General features: G+C 48.4%; 16 protein-coding genes. 9 read left to right on the top strand and 7 right to left on the bottom strand.

The annotated features are described in order from the left end of the window. The first annotated feature begins 287 nt into the window (after positions 1-287). On the top strand, positions 288-1,976 hold the full coding sequence (locus CBE68_RS07155) for an NAD-dependent malic enzyme (RefSeq protein ID WP_087505389.1): 1,689 nt from the start codon (positions 288-290) through the stop codon (positions 1,974-1,976). Positions 1,977-2,034: 58 nt separating this feature from the next. Here the strand turns inward: CBE68_RS07155 and CBE68_RS07150 are convergent, their stop codons facing one another. The 6 genes from CBE68_RS07150 to CBE68_RS07125 form a co-directional block, all read right to left on the bottom strand. Further along, a complete protein-coding gene (locus CBE68_RS07150) occupies positions 2,035-2,709 on the bottom strand; it encodes a DUF3313 family protein (protein WP_158100521.1) in 675 nt (224 codons plus the stop codon). Positions 2,710-2,973: 264 nt separating this feature from the next. Continuing rightward, positions 2,974-3,357 (bottom strand): fluoride efflux transporter CrcB, encoded by a 384-nt coding sequence (crcB, locus tag CBE68_RS07145; RefSeq protein WP_087505387.1) that lies wholly within the window; start codon positions 3,355-3,357, stop codon positions 2,974-2,976. A gap of 87 nt (positions 3,358-3,444) precedes the next feature. Beyond that, positions 3,445-3,690 (bottom strand): YfhL family 4Fe-4S dicluster ferredoxin, encoded by a 246-nt coding sequence (locus CBE68_RS07140; protein ID WP_087505386.1) that lies wholly within the window; start codon positions 3,688-3,690, stop codon positions 3,445-3,447. A 317-nt stretch (positions 3,691-4,007) separates the two neighbouring features. Further along, positions 4,008-5,117 (bottom strand): DUF917 domain-containing protein, encoded by a 1,110-nt coding sequence (locus CBE68_RS07135; RefSeq protein ID WP_087505385.1) that lies wholly within the window; start codon positions 5,115-5,117, stop codon positions 4,008-4,010. Between the two features lie 7 nt (positions 5,118-5,124). Further along, entirely contained in the window at positions 5,125-6,429 is a 1,305-nt protein-coding gene (locus CBE68_RS07130; RefSeq protein ID WP_229744689.1) for a cytosine permease, read from the bottom strand. A 56-nt stretch (positions 6,430-6,485) separates the two neighbouring features. Further along, the gene (locus CBE68_RS07125) at positions 6,486-8,642 is read right to left on the bottom strand and encodes a TonB-dependent receptor (protein ID WP_087505384.1); all 2,157 of its coding nucleotides are present in this window, start codon (positions 8,640-8,642) and stop codon (positions 6,486-6,488) included. Positions 8,643-8,838: 196 nt separating this feature from the next. Here CBE68_RS07125 and CBE68_RS07120 point away from each other — a divergent pair, with 196 nt between their 5' ends. The 6 genes from CBE68_RS07120 (at position 8,839) to deoD (ending at position 16,396) form a co-directional block, all read left to right on the top strand. After that, complete coding sequence (locus CBE68_RS07120; protein WP_087505383.1) at positions 8,839-9,354, top strand: Lrp/AsnC family transcriptional regulator; 516 nt, start codon at positions 8,839-8,841, stop codon at positions 9,352-9,354. A gap of 350 nt (positions 9,355-9,704) precedes the next feature. After that, entirely contained in the window at positions 9,705-12,014 is a 2,310-nt protein-coding gene (locus tag CBE68_RS07115; RefSeq protein WP_087505382.1) for a TonB-dependent receptor, read from the top strand. 114 nt (positions 12,015-12,128) lie between these two features. Next, complete coding sequence (locus CBE68_RS07110) at positions 12,129-13,367, top strand: NupC/NupG family nucleoside CNT transporter (RefSeq protein ID WP_087505381.1); 1,239 nt, start codon at positions 12,129-12,131, stop codon at positions 13,365-13,367. Between the two features lie 264 nt (positions 13,368-13,631). Then, the gene (deoC, locus tag CBE68_RS07105) at positions 13,632-14,411 is read left to right on the top strand and encodes a deoxyribose-phosphate aldolase (protein WP_087505380.1); all 780 of its coding nucleotides are present in this window, start codon (positions 13,632-13,634) and stop codon (positions 14,409-14,411) included. Between the two features lie 8 nt (positions 14,412-14,419). Beyond that, positions 14,420-15,631 carry a phosphopentomutase gene (locus tag CBE68_RS07100; protein ID WP_087505379.1) on the top strand — a complete coding sequence of 404 codons (1,212 nt, stop codon included), beginning with the start codon at positions 14,420-14,422 and terminating at the stop codon, positions 15,629-15,631. 60 nt (positions 15,632-15,691) lie between these two features. Further along, complete coding sequence (gene deoD, locus CBE68_RS07095) at positions 15,692-16,396, top strand: purine-nucleoside phosphorylase (RefSeq protein ID WP_087505507.1); 705 nt, start codon at positions 15,692-15,694, stop codon at positions 16,394-16,396. A 43-nt stretch (positions 16,397-16,439) separates the two neighbouring features. Here the strand turns inward: deoD and CBE68_RS07090 are convergent, their stop codons facing one another. Further along, positions 16,440-16,739 (bottom strand): helix-turn-helix domain-containing protein, encoded by a 300-nt coding sequence (locus CBE68_RS07090; RefSeq protein WP_087505378.1) that lies wholly within the window; start codon positions 16,737-16,739, stop codon positions 16,440-16,442. 183 nt (positions 16,740-16,922) lie between these two features. On the opposite strand from CBE68_RS07090, the gene CBE68_RS07085 reads away from it, so the two are divergent. Then, the gene (locus tag CBE68_RS07085) at positions 16,923-18,632 is read left to right on the top strand and encodes a sulfatase-like hydrolase/transferase (protein WP_087505377.1); all 1,710 of its coding nucleotides are present in this window, start codon (positions 16,923-16,925) and stop codon (positions 18,630-18,632) included. Positions 18,633-18,840: 208 nt separating this feature from the next. Beyond that, a complete protein-coding gene (locus CBE68_RS07075; RefSeq protein WP_158100520.1) occupies positions 18,841-21,003 on the top strand; it encodes an agarase in 2,163 nt (720 codons plus the stop codon). Positions 21,004-21,110 lie beyond the last annotated feature (107 nt).

Genomic DNA, 21,110 nt, shown 5'->3' with positions numbered 1-21,110 from the left:
TCGGTTGTCGTTGGTGTTTGCCACTGAGCTGTTGGTTAAATGTTAAAGTTCAAGAAAAAAACATTTAATGTGATCTAGATCACTAATAGATCTCGGTTGAATCGCTCTGTTTACAAAAACAATACGTCTTTGGGTCATAGATGTGCGGCTGATCTCACTTTGTTAGGTGAGTGAATAAGTGTGAATAATTTGACTGCTTTCACCTTTAACGGAGCTTTTATGCAACAATAATTGGGCACTTCAAACTCCAATGTGCCAACCCACAAGATTACAGACGAAGAATTGTTATGCATGATAATAAACGCCCGTTGTACCTTCCCTACGCCGGACCTGTTCTATTAGAAACATCGTTACTCAATAAGGGCAGCGCTTTTAGTGAGCAAGAGCGCCGAGACTTTAATTTGGAAGGTTTGCTACCTCAGGCGATTGAATCGATTGAGGAGCAAGCGCAGCGCGCTTATCAGCAGTTTGCAGCCTTTGAATCTGATATCGACAAGCATATCTACTTGCGCAACATTCAAGACACTAATGAAACCTTATTCTATCGCTTAGTCAGCGCTCACATTAGTGAAATGATGCCGATCATTTACACTCCGACGGTGGGTCATGCATGCGAGATGTTTTCCAGTATTTACCGCCGGGCGAGGGGCTTGTTTATTTCCTACCCTGACCGTGATCGGATTGACGATATCCTCAATAATGCCACGCGCCATAACGTCAAGGTCATTGTCGTCACTGATGGTGAGCGGATCCTTGGTCTTGGCGATCAGGGGATTGGTGGGATGGGAATTCCCATCGGTAAACTTTCTTTGTACACCGCTTGTGGCGGCATCAGCCCTGCTTATACGTTGCCAATGGTATTAGATGTAGGCACCAATAATCGTCAGCGACTCGATGATCCTATGTATCTGGGCTGGCGACATGAGCGAATTAGTGGTGAGGAATATACTGAATTTGTTGATAAATTTATTGCCGCAGTCAAGGTCCGTTGGCCGGATGCCTTAGTGCAATTCGAGGACTTTGCCCAAAACAATGCGATGCCGTTGTTGCAACGCTATAAGGATGATATCTGTTGCTTCAATGACGATATTCAAGGCACCGCTGCAGTGACGGTTGGTTCGCTGTTGGCAGCTTGTAATGCTGCTGGCAGTGCATTAAAAGAACAGACCATTTGTTTCCTCGGAGCTGGCTCTGCGGGCTGTGGTATTGCCGAGGCCATTATTGCTCAAATGGTGGCGGAAGGTATCAGTGACGAACAAGCGCGCTCACAAGTCTACATGGTCGACCGTTGGGGCTTACTGACCGACGACATGGCCAATTTATTGCCTTTCCAACAGGCACTTGTGCAGGCCAAGAGTAAAGTATCCGACTGGCCGGTTGATCCAACCATGGTGTCGCTATTGGATGTGGTTGAGAATGGCAAACCAACCGTACTCATCGGTGTTTCTGGGGCGCCAGGATTGTTCACTCAACAAGTGATTGAAACAATGGCAAAGCATTGCCCTCGACCAATTGTCATGCCACTTTCGAACCCGACCAGCCGAGTAGAAGCGCGCCCTGTCGATGTCATTAATTGGACCGAAGGGCGAGCTTTAGTGGCCACAGGTTCGCCATTTGCACCAGTACCTTATGATGGCCAGCTGTTTGAAATCGCCCAGTGCAACAATAGCTACATCTTCCCCGGCATTGGATTGGGGGTGTTGGCAGTTCAGGCAAAACGTGTGACCGACAATATGCTGATGGCTTCGAGTCGTGCGCTGGCTGAGTGCTCGCCGTTGGCGCGTGATGGTGAGGGCTCACTATTGCCGCCACTAGAAGAAATTCAGCAGGTCAGCCGCCATATTGCATTTGCTGTTGGCCAAGCGGCAATGGCCGATGGTGTCGCAGTGCAAACTGATGATGAAGTACTGAGAGAAAGTGTTGATTACTGGTTCTGGCAACCAGAATATCGTCACTACAAGCGCACCTCGTTCTGAGGGGGAAACAATGATAAACAAAGCCCCCAAACTATGGGGGCTTTGTCATTATTATTGGCTAGGGTTGTCGAGTGGCTGATTCCATCAAGCCATCGTTTAGTTGACTGGCCCAACGCTTGATCATTCGCTTCGATTGCTGATGGTTATCGACGGAGGTCTGACGAACCAAACGGCCCCAGTCGGTCGCTTCTTGGCGGTCAACAATTCGAGCAAGAATTTCGCCGGTCACCGAGTCTTTGAGTTCTAACACTAAGGTCATCTCGCCAGCACTCTCGGCGTAGACTTTGACGTTACTTGCACGCGACATGTCATCGAGATTAACGAAGTAGACGTTCATCAACTTGGGTTCTAATAGCAAGGTATCGTCGCCTGGCTGATCGGTCATTTTGTAGTTGCCCTTTTCGCTAATGACTTCGCGAAAAGACTCATCAAACAGTGCTTTTAACTTCACCGATGCTCTTTCCATCCCGCGTTTCATTTGACCGCGTGTGGCGTAGTCATTGCGATAGGCGTTTTTACGAAAAGCAACGTCCGCTTCATTGAGCATTAGAGTGTCGTAGTGGGAAAAGTCGGCGCCAGATTTCAGATATAGCTCATCAACTTTCTTAGATTCGACTTTCGTGAGTTGGTCAAAGCTTGTATCACCTTGTTCTGCGGCATAAAGATTGGCGTGTCCCAAGCTCAAGCTTAAGCTAGTAACGACCATAACCAGCGTGGCTAAGTTTCTTGCCATCATAAACTCCTTACTATGATAAGGCTGATAATTAATGTCAGGCAGTTGTTGGTAGCTGCTAGTACCATGGACTTTAATTTAGCGGCTTGGTTCAGTTGTGCATTGGATTTGCCTCAAAAACATGAACTAACCACAGGTTGTTGCTACTTTGTTAATCAATTCTTAGACTTTTATTGATTAATAATCAGAAGGTTATATTACTGGCTCACTTCTTTTTCAAGGGCGCAATTAAGCCTTTTCATAGCGCCAGTGAATCGCTATCAGCTACTGTTTTTGAAATAGATAATAGCCAACCGCAACGGCAGCAAAACATAAGATGACGTTCAATATGATGTTAGCAACAAGCTTGAGTATGGCGCCTTGATGGAGCAGAGCAAGATTGTCCATCGAGAAGGTTGAAAATGTGGTGAGGGCTCCGAGCATCCCAACTGAAATTAAGGCTCGCCATGGACTATCAGATATCTGCGCTTGCTGCAGGGCGATGAACATAGCACCCATACAAAATGAGCCGATAATGTTGACTGTCAAGGTACCGTAAGGAAAGCCTTTGCCAAATAGTTGTACGCAAAAATCGGATATTAAGAATCGAAGGCAGGCGCCAATAGCGCCGCCAGCGGCAACAAAACCGAGTGTGGGTAGATAGTTCATGAACGCCGAAGATTAAATAGAAAGGGTTAACGGCTAGTTTAAAAAGGAAGCAGCCAGTTTACCAGCGGCACTGTGATGAATACTGAATTAGCCGTGCAGTTTGACGAATTTATCGAGTAACTGTTGCTCAGTTTCTTGATGATCTGGATTTACTTCGATGCAATCAATTGGGCACACCGATTCACAGGTCGGTTTGTCGTAATGGCCGACACATTCAGTGCAACGATCCGGATCGATCTCGTAGATCTCTTCGCCCAAAGCTATTGCTTGGTTTGGGCATTCCGGTTCACACATGTCGCAGTTAATGCAGCTGTCGAGGATAATTAGAGCCATTTCAATCGGTTATCGTTTGTTCTTCAGTTTTATTCTGAGTTGATGAAAAAATGTGCGGCGCATTATGGCAGATTTGCTGATTTGAATCTCTTTTTTCTGAACCCATTAGTTTATTTCGGCCCACAGCAAAAAGCCTCAATTGTTAGTATGAGTCATTGCACAATTACGAAAAGGCCCATGTGAATCGATCACCACATGAGCTTCTTTGTTATTCGACTAGCAAACTGCGATGGTCGTTCTGAGTCAGTCGCTCAAGTTCCGATTTAATGTCATAGGACCAAGGCGCGGTATTGTCGGCTGCAGAGAAGAGGTTGAGTTCACTTGGTGTTACCAATTGCCGGTTGGTAGGGCTGAGAAAGGCCAAGATATTGCGGGCCGAAAGCGGCTAAGCCCTTTTCTGTAGTGAATTCTTTTGGTGCTGGCAGTATCACCACTGCAATATTGGCATCGATTGTGACATTCGGGTTGGTAATTGGCTCCCCACTATCAAGATTGATACAGCAAATCAGATCCGGAATCGTCACATCCACTTTGCCGTTAAGGCGTGACATCAGGTTTTCGTTCTTAACATCAATCTGATAACTGTCTCCGCTAAATTCACCCGAACCAACAAGATCAATGCGACCGAGAGTAAAGCCATCTTGAGTGACGAATTCACAGTCTGACACTCGGCCGCGAAAAGCGACATAACCACCACCATGGTTGGCGATTTCATTGGCGACATCGAGTCCTTGCTCGCGAGCGATACGATAGGCTTGACCGACCTCCAAAGCCATTGATATGGAGCCTTTGATCACAGCATCTTTCACTTGCTCTATTGGCATGGCGTGATCGATAGCCGCAATGTCGTTGCGGCTGACCATCGATAGGGCGCGCACAACGTCTTCAGCGCGCCTGTCATCAATGATGTTTTCCAGTACAAAACACTCACCAAACTCATTGGCGGTGACAACAGGAGCTGCTGGTAATCCGTTGAAGTAATAGGTGGAGTGAGTAATTTCAGGCACCGCTCTACCGGCTGGATCAGCATCGATAATGTAACCATCGGCCATCGCAGCGACATAGAAAGATATTGCCGTATTAGAGCCACCAAGCTCGCAACAGATAGTGCCGTAAAAGGTCTCTCCAGTGTATTCAACCAAGCGTTTGTAAGCTGTCATGATTGCCGGCTCGCCACTTTGAGGTAAGTCTTGGTAAACCTGCTCCAGCTCGGTTGTCATTGGCGACAAGGCGCCCAGCATATAGGGAGTACAAATCATGCTTCCAGCTGGTACTTCATCGACTGATACCAGCTTAAATTCTTTGCCAGCGGCTAGTGCTTTGTTGATGTAATCAAACCCTTCATCAAGCTCGCCGCCGCCGCCAGTGCCAAGAATGGCGCAGCCGTAAAGAATATCGGTCAGATCGTCTCGGCTCAGAGATCTCATAGTTACCTCACTGAAATGATTGAGCAGGTTTGAAAAGATAAGCGCGCAACAGCCAATAGGCCGGCACAGTCACTAATAGCGCATCACAGGCTTCAATGCCGGTAACGCTGATGTAACCGTGATTGGATAGCAACGCAGCAGTGATGGCCAGGACCCAGGCAAATAGAGCGGCCAAGTTGATGGCGCGAGTTTCGGATAGCTCTGCGAGCTGATAGTGGCGTTTGCATCGGATCAGGAAGAAATCCACGACGTAGATAGCTGCAACAGGTGTAAATACCACCGATAAGCCAAACAAGAAGTCAGTAAATCGATCGAGTAAGTTGAAAGAAGCAAAGATAGTACCGAGCACGCCTGCAACAGCAATGATTTTCCACTCTTTCCAGCGGGTGAACATCGCATTCAGGCCCAGTGCAGCACTATACAAATTAACCACATTGGTCACCCAGCTCGACACAATCAGTAAGAAAAATGCGACGCCACCAAGGCCCAGCATCAACATGACCTGCAATACATCGTCGTCATGCACCACCAAGCCAGCGAATGCCGAGACGATGTAAACAAAGCTGCTCAAGCCCAAAAAAGGCAGAAATGACGAGATTGCGGTATCGCTCGAAGTGCGAGCAAAACGGGTGAAGTCCGGCATTAATACGACACTGACGATAAAGCTGCCAACCACCACAGATACCGCTTCACCAAATCCTATGCTCGCTGTTGCAACCGTGGGGTCGGTAGTTGTCGATTGGTAGTTAACACTCTGCATCAGCAAATACACCAAGATCAGAGCCAGCAGCGGTACGAACAAAGTTGATACCCGCTCGATGAGCTTAAATCCCCAGATCGTGGTCAAGGTGATGATGATGCCAAGGGCAATTTCCAACGCCAGAATCGAAGGCGCGCTACCAAACAACTTAACACTTAGTTGCTGAGCAACGTCGCTGAATAAATCAATATTGACGCCATACCAACCCAGCAGCGCTACGACAAACAGCAGGCTGATCAAGTTGGCTCCGAAGCTGCCGAACACAAACTTCATGGTCATACAGGAAGCAAAGCGATTGTGCATACCCACCAGTCCCGTCACTGTGCCGAGTACTGATAAGATCAATCCGCCTAGTAGGAATGCATACAAACTCTGTTCAAAGCCAAGTGCTGTGCCCAGTTCTAGTCCGGTAATTAGTCCAGGCACCGCGAATGCTAAGCCACCATTGATCATGCCGATACCTATACCACCGACCGTTTTATGTTGCGGCACGGGCGTGGTGGCGTAATCCTCAAACATCTGATCCAGCGCTTTGTTATCTTGGCTTTTCAATAGTTACAACCTGTCAGTGATTCGTTGTTTGGCGTTGGCTGATAGTCTCGAAGTTGTTAGAAGCGGTAACTCACTTCAACGCCATAGCTGCGCGGTTTATTTGGTTGCCGGGCAAGCTCAGTGACGCCGTCAGCAAACAAGAAGATGTCTTCAATACCACGTTCGTCGGTCAGGTTATCGACAAACACCTGCACTAGCCAATCGTCTGAACGGACGCCAAACCCAGCATTGACAAAGGTGTAGGTCGACGATTCCACGTCGGGCATCTCGATGTCGTAGTACTTAGGACCTTCCACTTGCACATCTGCGCGCGAGATCAATGACCACTCAGAAGTTAGTTCATACTCATGGTTGGCAGAAATGGAGTAGTTGTATTCTGGAACCCAAACCTGCGATTCACCTTCTAGCTCTGGTCGCTCATCGAATGCCTTGATTTCTGAATCAACGATACCGGCAGAAAAACGCAAATCAAGATTATCAGTTGCTTGCAAAGCAACTTCTAATTCCAAGCCTTGAGTTTCTACATCGTCGATAGCAAGGTTCTCAAGGGTGAAGGTATCGACATTAAATTGAGTAATTTGGGCATCGGTCTGATCAATCGCAAAGACCGCGCCATTGACTACTAGACGGTTATCCAACCAAGTCGATTTAAATCCGGCCTCATAGCTATCGGAAACTTCCTTATCAAACACTCGGCTAATACCTTCGGCAGGCTCGTTGAAACCACCGCTGCGGAAACCTTTGGAGTATCCGGTGTATAGCAACAGGTCATCATTGTATTGATAGGCCACCGACACTTTCGGTTGCCACTGACTAAAATCTTTGTCAGCGAAGGTATCGTCCTTAAAGTTCGGATCATAAGACTCTCGGGCATCATGGTCGTAACGCAATGCCGCGGTCAGCTCCAATTGGTCCGTCAGGTCATAGTTTAGTTGTCCCGCCACAGCCCAAGCTTCGGAACTGTTGTTGTCGGCGATGGTGAGATATATCAGCTCATCAGTGAAATCATCACGTTTCAGCGGCACGTCACCTAATAGGTCATCAAAGAAGTTGATGGTATTGTCGCGCTCCTTGTCCTGATAAAAAGCCGACACAGCCCAGCGCAGCGCGCCATCGTTGAATGATGTAAAGCGCGCTTCAAAGGTTGTTGCTTCAACATCGAACAGGCCCTCGGTGCCAAAAGGAGCTCGGAGAATATAGCCATCATCGTCTTCTTCATAAGTCGGATCAGCAGAGTAATCGCCATCGTAGAAATGCTCATTTTCCGACTTGCTATAGGCGGCAATCAGATCAAGGGTGCCTAACTCATAATCTTGGCTGAGCTTGGCGCTCAGTTCATAAACATCACGCTCGTCGAGGTTGCGAATGTTCTGAGAGGTATCGATATCAAAGTCTTCTTTACTCGCTTCGGTGACGCCCTGATAGTAAGCAAAGCCTGCTTCGCTGGTGGTGTAGCGGCCACGCAATGCCAAACTGGTATCTTCAAACAAATCGAATTGCAGTTGCGCGAATGCCGATTGTTCATCCAAGTGGTCGGCTTCTTCATCAAGGAACTCATTGTCGATAAGGCCGTCGGAGTTCTTGGTGTAACCGCCAATGCGGAAAAAAGCAGTATCGGCTTGGTTTAGAGAACCGGAGATTACTCCGTTTAATTCATAGCTGTTGCCATTGCCAATCGCACCTTTTAACTTACCTTCGAGCTCTTCTGTTGGATGCTGAGTGGTCACGATCACCGCGCCACCAATTGCGCCGCGACCATAAAGCGCTCCTTGAGCGCCACGCATCACTTCAATGCGGTCAATATCAACGAGCTCCTGATTAATGAACTCCAGGTCGGGTGCGGTCACGCCATCGACAACAAATGCAAGCGGCGGATCGCCCACCTGAGGAGTAATCAAACCACGGACAGTGACGCGAGCTAACCCCGGCCGGAAATTGTCTAGGGCACTTAAATTGGGCGTCAAATTGGCAAAGTCACGGAAGTTATTGATGCGGGCGTTTTCGATAAAGTCGGCATCAAATACAGTGACGGAATCTGGCACGCTTTGCAGTGTTTCAGTGCGCCCCCTAGCTGAAACCGTAATCCGCTCGACTTCGACATCAGCGCCTGAAAGAGCCGCTTGTTGTTCGGCCAGAGCAGGCAATGACAAGGACACACCCACGGCTAATGCAATGCTAGATTGAGCAAAATAGCTAGAAAAATTGGTCTTCATTCCCTACTCCTTGTCGGATAAAGTGGCGGATAAAGTGATGTTCAACTCGATCAATGAGTTGAAGTTTGGTTATCCTCATTGTGGATTTATGTCACAAAAAAATATTCTTAAATTCACAAAGCTGGGAAAAGAAAATTTGTGCCTTTAGCACAAGCTCGACAAAATTTTATTTCAGTCCGGCTAGCGAAAAGAAACCATGAAGAAAAACATCAAGCTCGATGCCTATAACAAGAAGATCCTAGCTACATTGCATTTGCAGGCCGATTTGACCAACAACGAGTTGGCAGAGAAGGTCAACTTATCGCCCAGCGCCTGTTTTCAACGCGTAAAGGCGCTGAAAGAAGCTGGCTATTTCAGAACCTTTCACGCTGACATCAACTTAGAGCAGATGTGTGAGCACGTGTTGGCCTATCTTGAATTCACCCTCGATCGCAATACGGCTCAGGTTTGTCGTGATTTTGCCGCAGCAGTGGGTGAAATACCGGAAATAATGGATTGCATGCAAGTCAGTGGTGATGTCGATTTTATCTCGCTAAGTTGCTTTTCCAGCGTTAAGAAACTCAATGAAACCTGCGATGCCCTAAGTGAAAATCCTGCTCTGCACATCAAACACATCCGTACCCGGTTAGTTATGGACCGCGCGAAATGGTTTCTGGGCTACCCGTTGGCCCACTTGAAATGGCTGGATGGCCCAGACTCCGGTGATGATTAGTCGCCTTCCTCTCTCGGCTGACCATCGACAAGTCATTGACTTGGCTACAACATGGTGATCACTGTCACATTTACTTAACAGCCAAGCGGCTGCACAAGATTGCATCAATATTGCTACAAGCATCACTCCACCTATATATTCGCCGTGAAAAATTAATCTATTCGTAACATCGAGGCGAATGGGTTAAGTTTGACCATGCTAATGGATTAGCTGGAACGAATTAGCGAAAGGTTTTTTTGCTCGACTAATAAATACAACAAAGGGTTCCCGAAAACCCTGGCGACATTGGAGCGTTGCTGACAGTGCAGCCCTCCTAACAACATAACTACCAATTGAGAGAACTACTCCAAATGTTTACTAACCATAGTGCGATTGCTATTGCCGTTCAGTTAGCTTTTGCCGCGACAACTTCTACGGTTGCTTTTCAAGCCAGTGCTGAAGAGCAACAACAGCAAGAAGCCGACAACAGCAAACTCGAAGTCATTCAGGTGACGGCTCGTAAACGCGTTGAAAATGCTCAGGAAGTACCGGTAGCGATCACGGCCCTGCAAGGTGAAGCTCTGGAAACACTAAGCTCTGCGGCGATGGATATTCGTTTTTTGAATGCCCGGACACCAAGCTTGACCGTTGAATCGTCGTTTGGTCGAACCTTCCCACGGTTCTACATGCGTGGTTTGGGTAATTCAGATTTCGACTTGAATGCATCCCAGCCGGTATCACTAGTTGTTGACGATATCGTCCAAGAAAACCCAATTCTGAAAGGCTTCCCTGTGTTTGATGTCGAGCGGGTGGAAACCTTGCGTGGCCCACAGGGTACTTTATTTGGTCGTAACACCCCTGCTGGCTTGGTCAAATTTGATTCAGTGAAGCCATCACAGGCGTTTGATGCATTCGCTTCGGCATCATACGGTAGCCACAACACCAGCGACATTCGCGCTGCAGTGGGCGGCGGTTTGACTGACTCATTGTCGGCTCGCGTTTCGGTATTGCATCAAGACCGCGATGATTACATCGATACCATTGCCCCAGGTTTTGAAAAGAAAGACGTCCTCGGTGGTTACACCGACAAAGCTATCCGCTTGCAGTTGTTGTGGGAAGCGGATGATTTCTCAGCACTGCTGAACTACCACAAGCGCGATCTTGACGGCAAACCGGTGGCTTTCTACGGCAACGGTATCAAGAAAGGCAGTAATAAACTCGGTGGCGAAGGCTGGGAAGGGCGCGACAAGGTGTTCCATGATTCTGCTGACCGCGCGACCCAAGAGGTAGAGATCGAAGGCTATAACCTCAAGCTTGAGTGGGATTTGGGTGATCACACGATTACCTCGATCAGTGGTGTTGAAAAAGCCGAGTTGTTCTCACGTGCCGATGTCGACGGCGGCTATGGTTCGAGCTTTGCTGCAGGATGTTGCGATATTCCAATGGGACCTGGCGTCATCGCGTTAGATTCAGAGACTTCGGATGCCATCCCCGATCACGATCAACTGACCCAAGAATTGCGTTTGGCCAGTAACTTCAATGGCCCGCTTAACTATCAAGTCGGTGTGTTCTACTTCGATGAAGACTTGGAGATCGAGAGTATTTCCTACGATCCGGTGTTTTCTGAGGGAGACTTAACGGGCCGCGTTAAGCAATGGCAAGAGACAACGGCATGGGCGGTGTTTGGTTCGGTCGATTATGACTTCACTGAACGTTTGTCGGTCACTGCAGGCTTGCGTTATTCCGATGATGACAAAGATTATCGCAATGAGCGCTTCAAGAGCCCATTGGCGTTTTTAGGAGCTCCAGATCAGGTTACCGGTGAAGTGAATCCTAGTGACACTCATGTCAGCTGGGACCTGAGCGCCACATATAAATACAACGACGATGTTAACTTCTATGGCCGTATCGCCGATAGCTTCCGTGCACCAAGTATTCAGGGTCGTAACTTGTTCGCCTTTGATGATGGTATTTCGGTTGCTGATTCGGAAACCATTTTGTCGTTTGAGGCCGGTACCAAAGCAAACATTCTTGATGGCCAAGGCCGTTTGAATGCCGCGGTGTTCTACTTCACCATGGATGACCAGCAGTTGACTTCCGTCGGTGGTGACAGCAATACCGCTCGTTTGCTCAATGCCGATGAGACTCAAGGTTATGGTTTTGAAGTTGACGCCGAATTGATTGTCACGGATAACTTGCTCGTTACTTTCGGAACCAGTTATAACAACACTGAATTGAAAGACAGCAGCTTGTCGGTGCCAGTTTGTGCCAACTGTACGGTAACCGATCCTGTAATTGTTGACCCTGATGGAAGCAGTCGCGCCCTGATCGATGGCAACAGCCTGCCACACGCACCAGAGTGGATTCACACCTTCACCGCACGTTGGTCGCAAGATCTCGGTGATGGCGAAGTGTTCTTGTACACCGATTGGTCTTATCGCAGTGAAATCAACTTCTTCTTGTATGAAGCAAAAGAGTTCGAAGGTGAATCACTGCTCGAAGGTGGTGCCCGTGGTGGTTACGCGTGGGAAGACGATGGCCGCGAGTATGAAGCCGCAGTATTCGTTCGTAACATGACCGATGAACAGCAAGCGATTGGTGCTGTTGACTTCACCAATAATGCTGCGATTGTCAATGAAGAGCGCTTCATCGGCGCCGAATTCAAAGTCAATTTCTTCTAAGATTTGACCGAATTCACCAAGTAACTCCAGAGCTGTTAAAACAGCTCTGGAGTTTTGTTGTGTTATCACTTAGTTGATTGCTCATTGGAGTCATCAAAAGGAAACCAGAGCACTATGGGAATTGTTATCAGTTTGGCAGGGATCGTCTGTTTACTTGCGATTGCCTTTGCTTGCTCAACCAATCGAAGCGCCATCAACTGGCGTACCGTCGGTGGCGCATTGGCCATTCAAGCAAGCTTAGGCGCATTTGTACTTTACGTTCCGTTTGGCCAACTGGTGCTAGCGACCATAAGCGGCGGTGTTCAAGCCGTCATCGACAGTGCTCAGGCTGGTATTTCCTTTATGTTTGGCGGCCTCACCAGCGACACCATGTACGAGCTGTTTGGTGGCGGAGGCTTTGTTTTCGCCTTGCGTGCATTGCCGATTATTGTGTTTTTCTCGTCGCTCATCGCGGTGCTTTATTATCTCGGAATCATGCAATGGGTGATTCGAGTCATTGGTGGCGGTTTGCAAAAGGTGCTGAAAACCAGTCGACCCGAATCGATGTCAGCCACCGCCAATATTTTCATTGGCCAAGCTGAAGCTCCTTTGGTGGTAAAACCATTCATTCCAACCATGACTCAGTCTGAGTTGTTCGCCATTATGGTTGGCGGTTTAGCGTCGGTTGCTGGCACCGTATTGGGTGGATACGCCAGCTTGGGCGTTGAGTTGAAATATCTGATTGCGGCCAGCTTTATGGCAGCTCCGGGTGGCTTATTGATGGCCAAAATCATGATGCCGGAGACCGAAAAGCCAGTGGACTCGATGGCGCTGACAGAAACAGCAACCAAAGAGCACGTTAATGTCATTGATGCTGCGGCATCTGGCGCATCCTCTGGTCTTAAGCTGGCGCTGAATGTCGGTGCTATGCTGATGGCGTTTATTGCCCTCATCGCGCTGATTAATACCCTGTTCGGCTTTGTCGGCGGGTACTTTGGTATGCCTGATCTGACCATGGAGCTAATCCTTGGCTATTTGTTTGCGCCGTTGGCGTTTTTAATCGGCGTACCTTGGGACGAGGCCTTTATGGCAGGCTCCTTTATTGGCCAAAAATTAATTGTTAATGAGTTCGTTGCTTACATCGACTTCATTGGTGTTAAAGAGCAGTTGTCAGAGCAAAGCCAAGCCATTATTACTTTTGCCCTTTGTGGCTTTGCTAATCTTTCTTCAATTGCTATTTTGATCGGCGGTTTGGGCGCGATGGCGCCATCACGCCGTCATGATATTGCTCGCTTAGGAATGCGAGCGGTATTGGCCGGCTCACTGTCTAATTTGATGAGTGCAGCCTTGGCTGGTTTGTTCTTGGCGCTTTAGCCATTTTTCGGGGGAACCTTAGCTCTAAGCTGGGCTTCCCTTAAGTATGCGGTTACACGGATGTTTGCCTAGACGCTGTTGCTGATTGAATCAGTTGTTAGCTACAGCGCTCTACCTTTTGTCTCTTCACGGAACCAAGTCCGCCACGTCAAGCTGTCTTGCTCGCTCGTTGGTTCGAGATCGATTGAGCATTGCTGAGCTAGGCTGCTGATTTGACGTGTTCATTTAAAAAAGGTGGTACACCTTTTTATTGAGAGATAACTCATGACTGATTTGCAACAGATTGCTCGGCACGCCATCTCGATGATGGATTTAACCACCTTAAATGACGACGACACGGACGCCAAAGTCATTGCCCTTTGCCAACAGGCGCAAAGTCCTGCCGGTAATACAGCGGCAGTGTGTATCTACAAGCAGTTCATTCCGGCAGCCAAAAAAGCACTGCAACAACAAGGTTGCGACGATATCAAAATTGCTACCGTGACCAATTTCCCGCACGGCAATGATGATGTCGCTGCGGCTGTCGCCGAGACTAAAGAAGCCGTTGCGTTAGGGGCCGATGAAGTGGATGTGGTGTTCCCTTACCGCGCCTTGATTGGCGGCAATGAAACGGTTGGGGCTGAGCTGGTGGCGCAATGCAAGCAAGCGTGTGGTGACAAAGTGACCTTGAAGGTCATTGTTGAAACTGGCGAGCTGAAAACTGAAGCATTGATTGCCAAAGCGAGCCAGATTGCAATTGATTCCGGCGCTGACTTTATCAAAACATCAACCGGTAAGGTGCCGGTCAACGCCACCTTGGAATCCTGCCGCATCATGCTTGAAGCGATCAAAGCCAGTGGCAAGCCAATCAAATTTAAGCCCGCAGGTGGGGTCCGAACCGTAGAAGATGCACAAGCATTTATCGGCTTAGCAAGCGATTTGATGGGGGCCGACTGGGTCAATAAAGACAACTTCCGCTTTGGTGCTTCCAGCCTGTTAAATAACTTGTTGGATACATTGGGGCAGGGAGCTGAGCAACAAAACAGCGCTACAAGTGCCTACTAGGAGGCGAGATGAAACGAGCAATCATATTAGTACTCGATTCCTTTGGCGTTGGCGCTACGCCAGATGCTGATAAGTTTGGTGATGCCGGTTCCGATACCTTTGGCCACATCGCTGAGCAATGCGCTAATGGAAGCTTGGGACGTGGCCCCATTCACTTGCCTAATCTTGCCGCAATGGGTCTCTATCACGCTCATCGAGACAGCACCGGTGCGTTCGCTGCCGGTGTCGATAGCAGTATTGAACCGCTTAGCGCCTATGGTTATGCCAAAGAGCTGTCGTCAGGTAAAGATACCCCAAGTGGTCACTGGGAAATGGCCGGAGTACCGGTGTTGTTTGACTGGGGTTACTTTCACGAGAAGACCGATAGCTTCCCGCAAGAACTGATTGATGCCTTTGTTGAGCGTGCTGGTGTTGAAACTATTTTGGGCAATTGTCATAGCTCAGGTACGGTTATCTTAGATCAGCTGGGTGAAGAGCATATGCGCAGCGGTCAGCCGATTGTTTACACCTCAGCTGACAGTGTGTTTCAAATCGCTTGCCATGAACAAACCTTTGGCTTGCAACGCCTCTATGAGCTGTGCGAAATCGCTCGCGAGTTATTGGACGACTACAACATCGGCCGCGTGATTGCCCGGCCATTTGTTGGCGATAAAGCAGGTGCCTTTGAGCGTACCGCCAACCGTCGCGATTATTCGGTACTACCGCCAGCCCCAACGTTGCTAGACAAGCTCACTGAAGATGGTGGTGAAGTGGTTTCGGTAGGCAAAATTGCCGATATTTTTGCTCATCAAGGGATCACTAAGAAAGTCAAAGCATCGGGTATTGACGGCTTGTTTGATGCGACATTGGAGGCGCTGGCAAACGCTTCAGATCGGTCGTTGATCTTCAGCAATTTCGTTGATTTTGATTCCAGCTACGGCCATCGTCGCGATGTCCGCGGCTATGCCGATGCCCTTGAACAATTTGACCAACGTCTGCCAGAGCTGCTGACGCAATTGAGTGACGATGACGTGGTCATTATCACCGCTGATCATGGCTGTGACCCGACGTGGGCTGGCACCGACCATACCAGAGAGCATGTGCCAGTGTTAGTGCATGGCCGCAAGGTTGACGCAGGAGCGTTGGGCCAACGTCAATCTTTTGCTGATATTGGTCAGTCGCTCGCCGATTACTTTGGTTTGGCGCCGATGGCATACGGTACTAGCTTTTTAAACAATTAACTTATTACCAATACCTGTCAGCCGAGTCGCGGCGGGATGAAAAGAATAGAGGAACAATCAATGGCAACTCCACACATTAATGCCAAGCCGGGTGATTTTGCAGAAACAGTGCTGTTTCCTGGCGATCCACTGCGAGCAAAATTCATTGCTGAAACATTTCTTGATGATGCTCGTTTGGTCACTGATGTTAGAAACATGTTCGGTTACACCGGCACTTACAAAGGTAAAGCTGTGTCGGTGATGGGCTCTGGTATGGGCATTCCGTCTTGTTCAATTTATGCCAAGGAGCTGATCACTGAATACGGCGTTAAAAACCTGATTCGGGTCGGCAGTGCCGGTGCTGTCAGCACCGATGTAAAAGTGCGTGATGTGGTGGTGGCGATGGGAGCTTGTACCGACTCTGGCGTCAATCGCACTCGTTTCAAGGGCAACGACTTTGCTGCGATTGCTGATTACGGCTTACTGAAAAATGTTGTTGATTCGGCAGCTAAACTGAATTTACCGGTCAAAGTGGGTAACTGCTTCTCGGCGGATTTGTTTTACACCCCAGATGTTGAGATGTTCGATGTCATGGAAAAAATGGGCGTGTTGGCGGTTGAGATGGAAGCTGCCGGCCTTTACGGCGTTGCCGCTGAATTCGGTGCCAATGCCCTTGCGGTACTGACTATTTCCGATCACATTCGCACTGGCGAAGCGACCACTTCAGATGAGCGTCAAACCAGTTTCCGCGACATGATGGAAATCACCTTGGAATCACTGCTGTAAGCAACTTCCGTGTTAGCTTGCTCCGGCTTCGCTTCCTTGAAGTTCAGTTGCCGGAGGAGCTATTGCCATAGCCCAATACCTGTCTAATGTGCTCGATGTTTTCGCCAATCCAAGCACTGCTAATCGCCCCCCAACCATTAATTTGATAGCAACCATCTTTGTTTGCCCCGACAAATTGGCAGTCTATGTCCAGATCGGACATGGCGTTAATGGTGTCTTGCGCAGTGCGCCTCGGAAGGCCTAGCTCGGCCTCGAGTTTTGGTACCGTATTGATTCCTTGCTCAATCAAATAAGCCAACAATAATCGGCGATAAAAGCTGGTTTTGGTGCGGCTGATTGACATACCTCATTCCTATGACTTGGACTCATTTTCTCAATCGTTATTGTTCCTGAAAGACTGAGTTTTGGGCTAATAAGATTAGCATCAGTGTGCAATAGTGTGAGCTAGGGCGCTGAAACATGGATTGTTTGATTGAGGTGTTAGCGATACACTTTTTATAACGTATTGTTAACAGTAAACCATTTTATGCGTAACTTGATACTGCCATTTTTATTGCTCTCGACCACCTGTGTTAGCGCTTTTGCTGGCGCTGTTGATAGCCGGCCGAACATTATCGTGATTCTTTCTGATGATGCTGGGTTTACTGATCTCAATGCATACGGCGGTGAAATCGATACACCCAACTTAACGGAACTGGCGAACCAAGGGGTCCGCTTGAGTCAATTCTACAGTAACGCCAGATGCAGCCCGACCCGAGCAACCTTACTCACGGGGGTTGATGCCGCTCATGTTGGTTTTGGTGGTGGCGTTGTTGGCGATTGGGTGCGTGAACTACCGTTTGAAGCCCATCGAGCGCGGTTACCCTACGATCAGCCGCTGATCTCTGAACTGCTCGCTGGCAATGGTTATCAAACGCTCATGGTAGGCAAATGGCATCTTGGTGGCAGTTACATTAAGGAGCGTCCTGAGTTAAAGGATTGGTGGCGCAAAACCCACCCACCAAGCATGAAACTAACTGATGAAGAAATGGAGCAAGACTATCTGGCACTGCCGCCTCAGCGAGGGTTTCAGGAGAGCTTCGTATTCCATGGTGCGCAAGGCAATCTGTTCTATAGGCCAGAAGATAAGCATGATTATTACGAGGGAAATCAAAAGGCCAAGCTGAAGTACGACTATGACTACACCATGCATTGCTATGCCGATAATGCCTTTAGCAAAAAGCACTATGGTGCTTGCCATGGCAAAACCGGTAAGAATTTCTATGCTACTGATAGCATGACCGATCGCGCCGTTGAGATGATTGAAGCGGCGTCGAAAAAAGATCAGCCATTTTTCATGTATGTCGCGTATCGAGCGCCGCACAAGCCATTGCAAGCTCCGGAACACCTAGTGCAGAAGTATCTCAAGCGCTATGCCGATCTACAGAAAATCGCCGACGATCGGCATGCAGGGCTGGTCGCGCAGGGTTTATTCCCTGCCGAAGCAACGACTCGTAATGCCAACTACATGTGGACACAGCAAACGCCAGAAAAGATTGAGAAGTTCCGCTTACAATCAGCCGTCCATGCCGCGATGATGGAGAAGATGGACGAAAACATCGGTAAGTTATTGGATGGCTTAAAGAAAAGCGGTGAGTATGACAATACCCTAGTATTGTATTTCTCAGACAATGGCGCAGCATCCCATATCGGTGACTTGATGAATGCGCCTTATACTGGCGTCAAAGCGTTGCTGTGGGAAGGTGGCGCCCGTACGCACAGTATTGCCGCTTGGCCGGGGGTGATTAAGCCCGGCACGATCAACGACGATGTGGTTTGGGTCGGTGACTTAGTGCCAACTTTCCTTGAGATTAGCGGCACCGAATTCCCCGATGTATTCCGCGGAGTCACACCAAGAAAACCGGATGGTCGCAGTGTCTTAAAGACCTTAAAAGGTGAGTCCATGGCACCCCCTGAAGCGTTGTTTTTCAATGACAAGGGGCAACAAAGTGTTATTTACCAAGGCCGTTGGAAATTGCTCATTGAACCGGGCTGGTACCTACAAACTTTGAAAAAGCCCGGCATCGCCTATGAACTCTACGACTTAAGCAACGATCCAGGAGAGACCAACAATCTGGCAGAAAAAATGCCTGAACTGGTCGCCAAATTGGAAAAAATGTGTGAAGTCTGGAAGCGAGAAAACAACATCGTTGACTACGCCGAGATCATTAAAATTAAGCCGAATGATCCGTACTAAGAGCCAGTGCCACATTTTATATTTAATTAAATCAGCTCGTTACTGTGAATAAGTAAACTCATAAAAACCGCAATCTAGAGATCGATCGCGGTTTTTATTTACACAGTGAAATATTGTTAACAATTAAAAGTATTCGTTTTGTGTGAGATGTATTTGTTGTTCTCATACTGAAACGAGGCTTGCCTTTGGCTACAAAGAGAGTGATCACATGACCAATACAAATACCATCATTCTGTCGTTGCTCATTGCGGCGACCATCGGCCTTGGTGGCTGCGGCGGAGGTGGCTCATCAGATTCGCCAGCGCCAACACCGGCGCCAACACCGACTCCAGATCCTGATCCTGCGCCGGATCCAGATCCTGAACCCGAGCCAGATCCTGAACCTGAGCCGGAACCCGAACCAGAACCAATGGGCACTCAAGTTGATATCAACCTAGACATGAAACATGTGGTTGGCGGTATTGAAAGCTTTGACCGTCGCAAGTTCATTGGTATTCATGCCTCGCCGTTGGAAAACGAGTGGTTGTGGGAAAACCAGTATGGGCCAAATGAATCCGATGACCTGATCACTGACTTTTTAGATGGCTATGATGTCTACCTTGGCAGGAATACAGGCGGTATTTCATGGGAACTGCGCAATGTTGCCCAAGATCCAGCGAAGCCGGGTTTTGTCAGTGAAGCTTCGACAACCAGCCGCTCGGCTTGGGTCAAAAACCAATTTGTTACCAATAGTACTGAAAAGTACGTTAAAGGCCGGCAACACGAGCAACGCGCGACCGATATGATCATTGGTGCTCAGCAGCACCCGTTCTATCCGGATGGCACCTTGATTAACTCATTAGACGGCAATCAGTGGGCATTTTCTCAAACGGATAGCCAAGCTGAGCCTTTAGGCACTGCCACAGGTCACTACATGGGGCAATACCTCAGTAAGTACTTTGGTGTGTCCTCAACGGACACTGATGCAGGTCAGCCTAAACCTAAATTCATTGAGGTAATGAATGAGCCACTCTATGACTTGGTCACGATTAAGAACGAATTAACCGAGCAGCAAAAATTAGATAAAACTCACCAGATATTTGAGTTCCATAATGCCGTTGCCAATGAGATCCGCAAAACAAATCCCGGCGCATTAATTGGTGGTTACACGGTAGCATTTCCAAACTTTGAAGAAGATAACTTCAACCGTTGGGAACAGCGTGATAAAGCATTTATTGATATTGCCGGTGACAACATGGATTTCTTGTCACTGCATTTGTACGACTTCCCTGCGTTCCAAGGCAAGCAGCGTTATCGCCGCGGCGGCAACCTCGAAGCCACTTTCGATATGTTGGAACAGTACACCGACATGCAGTTTGGTGCGCCAACACCAATGATTGTGTCTGAGTACGGTGCTCAAGTTCATAGCCACATTAAGAAAGCTTGGTCGCCTTATACCGACTGGGAAAACGTTGCTTCCTTTAATGCCATGATGATGAGTTTTATGGAGCGTCCAGACTTAATTTGGAAGACCTTGCCGTTTATCGTGGTGAAAGGGGAGTGGGGGCGCACTGGCCCCAATCAGCCGTATCAGTCGCGCTTAATGCGCCGTCAAGATGAGCCTAATAGCGACACCGGCAACTGGGTTTACACCAACATGATTCACTTCTTTGAGTTGTGGAAAGACGTCAAAGGAACACGGATCGATAGCTGGTCATCGGAAGTTGATATCCAAGTCGATGCCTATGTCGAAGGCACTAATGCCTACGTCATTTTGAATAACCTTGAGTTTACCGATCAAGAGCTCACCCTCAACACCCTTGGTCTGAATGGCAACACCATCGACAGCGTCAAGATAAAGCACTTCTATCAGCAAGGTGAGGGCGGTGTGATTGACCAGTCCACAGCGAGTTCACTGAGCGACACCATCACCTTAAAGGCGAGCGCCACTATGGTATTGGAGCTGACTTTTGCGACTGATCTCAGCCTCAGCGAAGTCAACGATGAAACCAAGTACTACGCGCAAAGCTACAAACAAGCCATTGTTGCCAACCAAGCGATTAGCTTCAACATTAATGACGTTGAACTTGGTAGTGAAGGGGAAGCGATACTGCGTATGGGTGTTGGCCGTGAATTCAATCAATCGCTGGTGCCGACTATCACGCTCAATGGTAAAGCCATCACTGTGCCTGAAGACTACCGCGGTGATGACCAATACCTCAATGGTGAAGGTCGTGAAAGCTTCTTTGGCTTGATTGAAATCCCTGTATCGCTGGCAGATTTGCAGGCCAACAATACGGTTGAGGTGACCTTTGCTGATGCTGGCGGCTATGTCTCATCCATGACCCTGCAGGTATTTGACAGCTCGCGTGCTTTGGCGAGGACCAAATAACCCAAGCTTTTGTACATGCAATATCGGCCGCAGTCATTCTACTGCGGCTATTTGGTTTGCAGCTAGGCGAACTGTTTATCCATTCAATTGATGATGAAAGCGCCTGT

It is taken from the genome of Neiella marina (assembly GCF_002165625.1).
Classification (GTDB): domain Bacteria; phylum Pseudomonadota; class Gammaproteobacteria; order Enterobacterales; family Neiellaceae; genus Neiella; species Neiella marina.
The sequence above is the reverse complement of the archived record's forward strand: the minus strand, read 5'-3'. Positions and strand labels throughout refer to the sequence as shown.

Bases quoted from the DNA above. Each gene is read 5' to 3' on its own strand.
- CBE68_RS07100 (WP_087505379.1), top strand. From the start codon at position 14,420: ATGAAACGAGCAATCATATTAGTACTCGATTCCTTTGGCGTTGGCGCT.
- CBE68_RS07120 (WP_087505383.1), top strand. From the start codon at position 8,839: ATGAAGAAAAACATCAAGCTCGATGCCTATAACAAGAAGATCCTAGCT.
- CBE68_RS07115 (WP_087505382.1), top strand. From the start codon at position 9,705: ATGTTTACTAACCATAGTGCGATTGCTATTGCCGTTCAGTTAGCTTTT.
- deoD (WP_087505507.1), top strand. From the start codon at position 15,692: ATGGCAACTCCACACATTAATGCCAAGCCGGGTGATTTTGCAGAAACA.
- CBE68_RS07125 (WP_087505384.1), bottom strand. From the start codon at position 8,642: ATGAAGACCAATTTTTCTAGCTATTTTGCTCAATCTAGCATTGCATTA.
- CBE68_RS07150 (WP_158100521.1), bottom strand. From the start codon at position 2,709: ATGGCAAGAAACTTAGCCACGCTGGTTATGGTCGTTACTAGCTTAAGC.
- CBE68_RS07075 (WP_158100520.1), top strand. From the start codon at position 18,841: ATGACCAATACAAATACCATCATTCTGTCGTTGCTCATTGCGGCGACC.
- CBE68_RS07135 (WP_087505385.1), bottom strand. From the start codon at position 5,117: ATGAGATCTCTGAGCCGAGACGATCTGACCGATATTCTTTACGGCTGC.
- CBE68_RS07090 (WP_087505378.1), bottom strand. From the start codon at position 16,739: ATGTCAATCAGCCGCACCAAAACCAGCTTTTATCGCCGATTATTGTTG.
- deoC (WP_087505380.1), top strand. From the start codon at position 13,632: ATGACTGATTTGCAACAGATTGCTCGGCACGCCATCTCGATGATGGAT.
- CBE68_RS07155 (WP_087505389.1), top strand. From the start codon at position 288: ATGCATGATAATAAACGCCCGTTGTACCTTCCCTACGCCGGACCTGTT.
- crcB (WP_087505387.1), bottom strand. From the start codon at position 3,357: ATGAACTATCTACCCACACTCGGTTTTGTTGCCGCTGGCGGCGCTATT.
- CBE68_RS07140 (WP_087505386.1), bottom strand. From the start codon at position 3,690: ATGGCTCTAATTATCCTCGACAGCTGCATTAACTGCGACATGTGTGAA.
- CBE68_RS07110 (WP_087505381.1), top strand. From the start codon at position 12,129: ATGGGAATTGTTATCAGTTTGGCAGGGATCGTCTGTTTACTTGCGATT.
- CBE68_RS07085 (WP_087505377.1), top strand. From the start codon at position 16,923: ATGCGTAACTTGATACTGCCATTTTTATTGCTCTCGACCACCTGTGTT.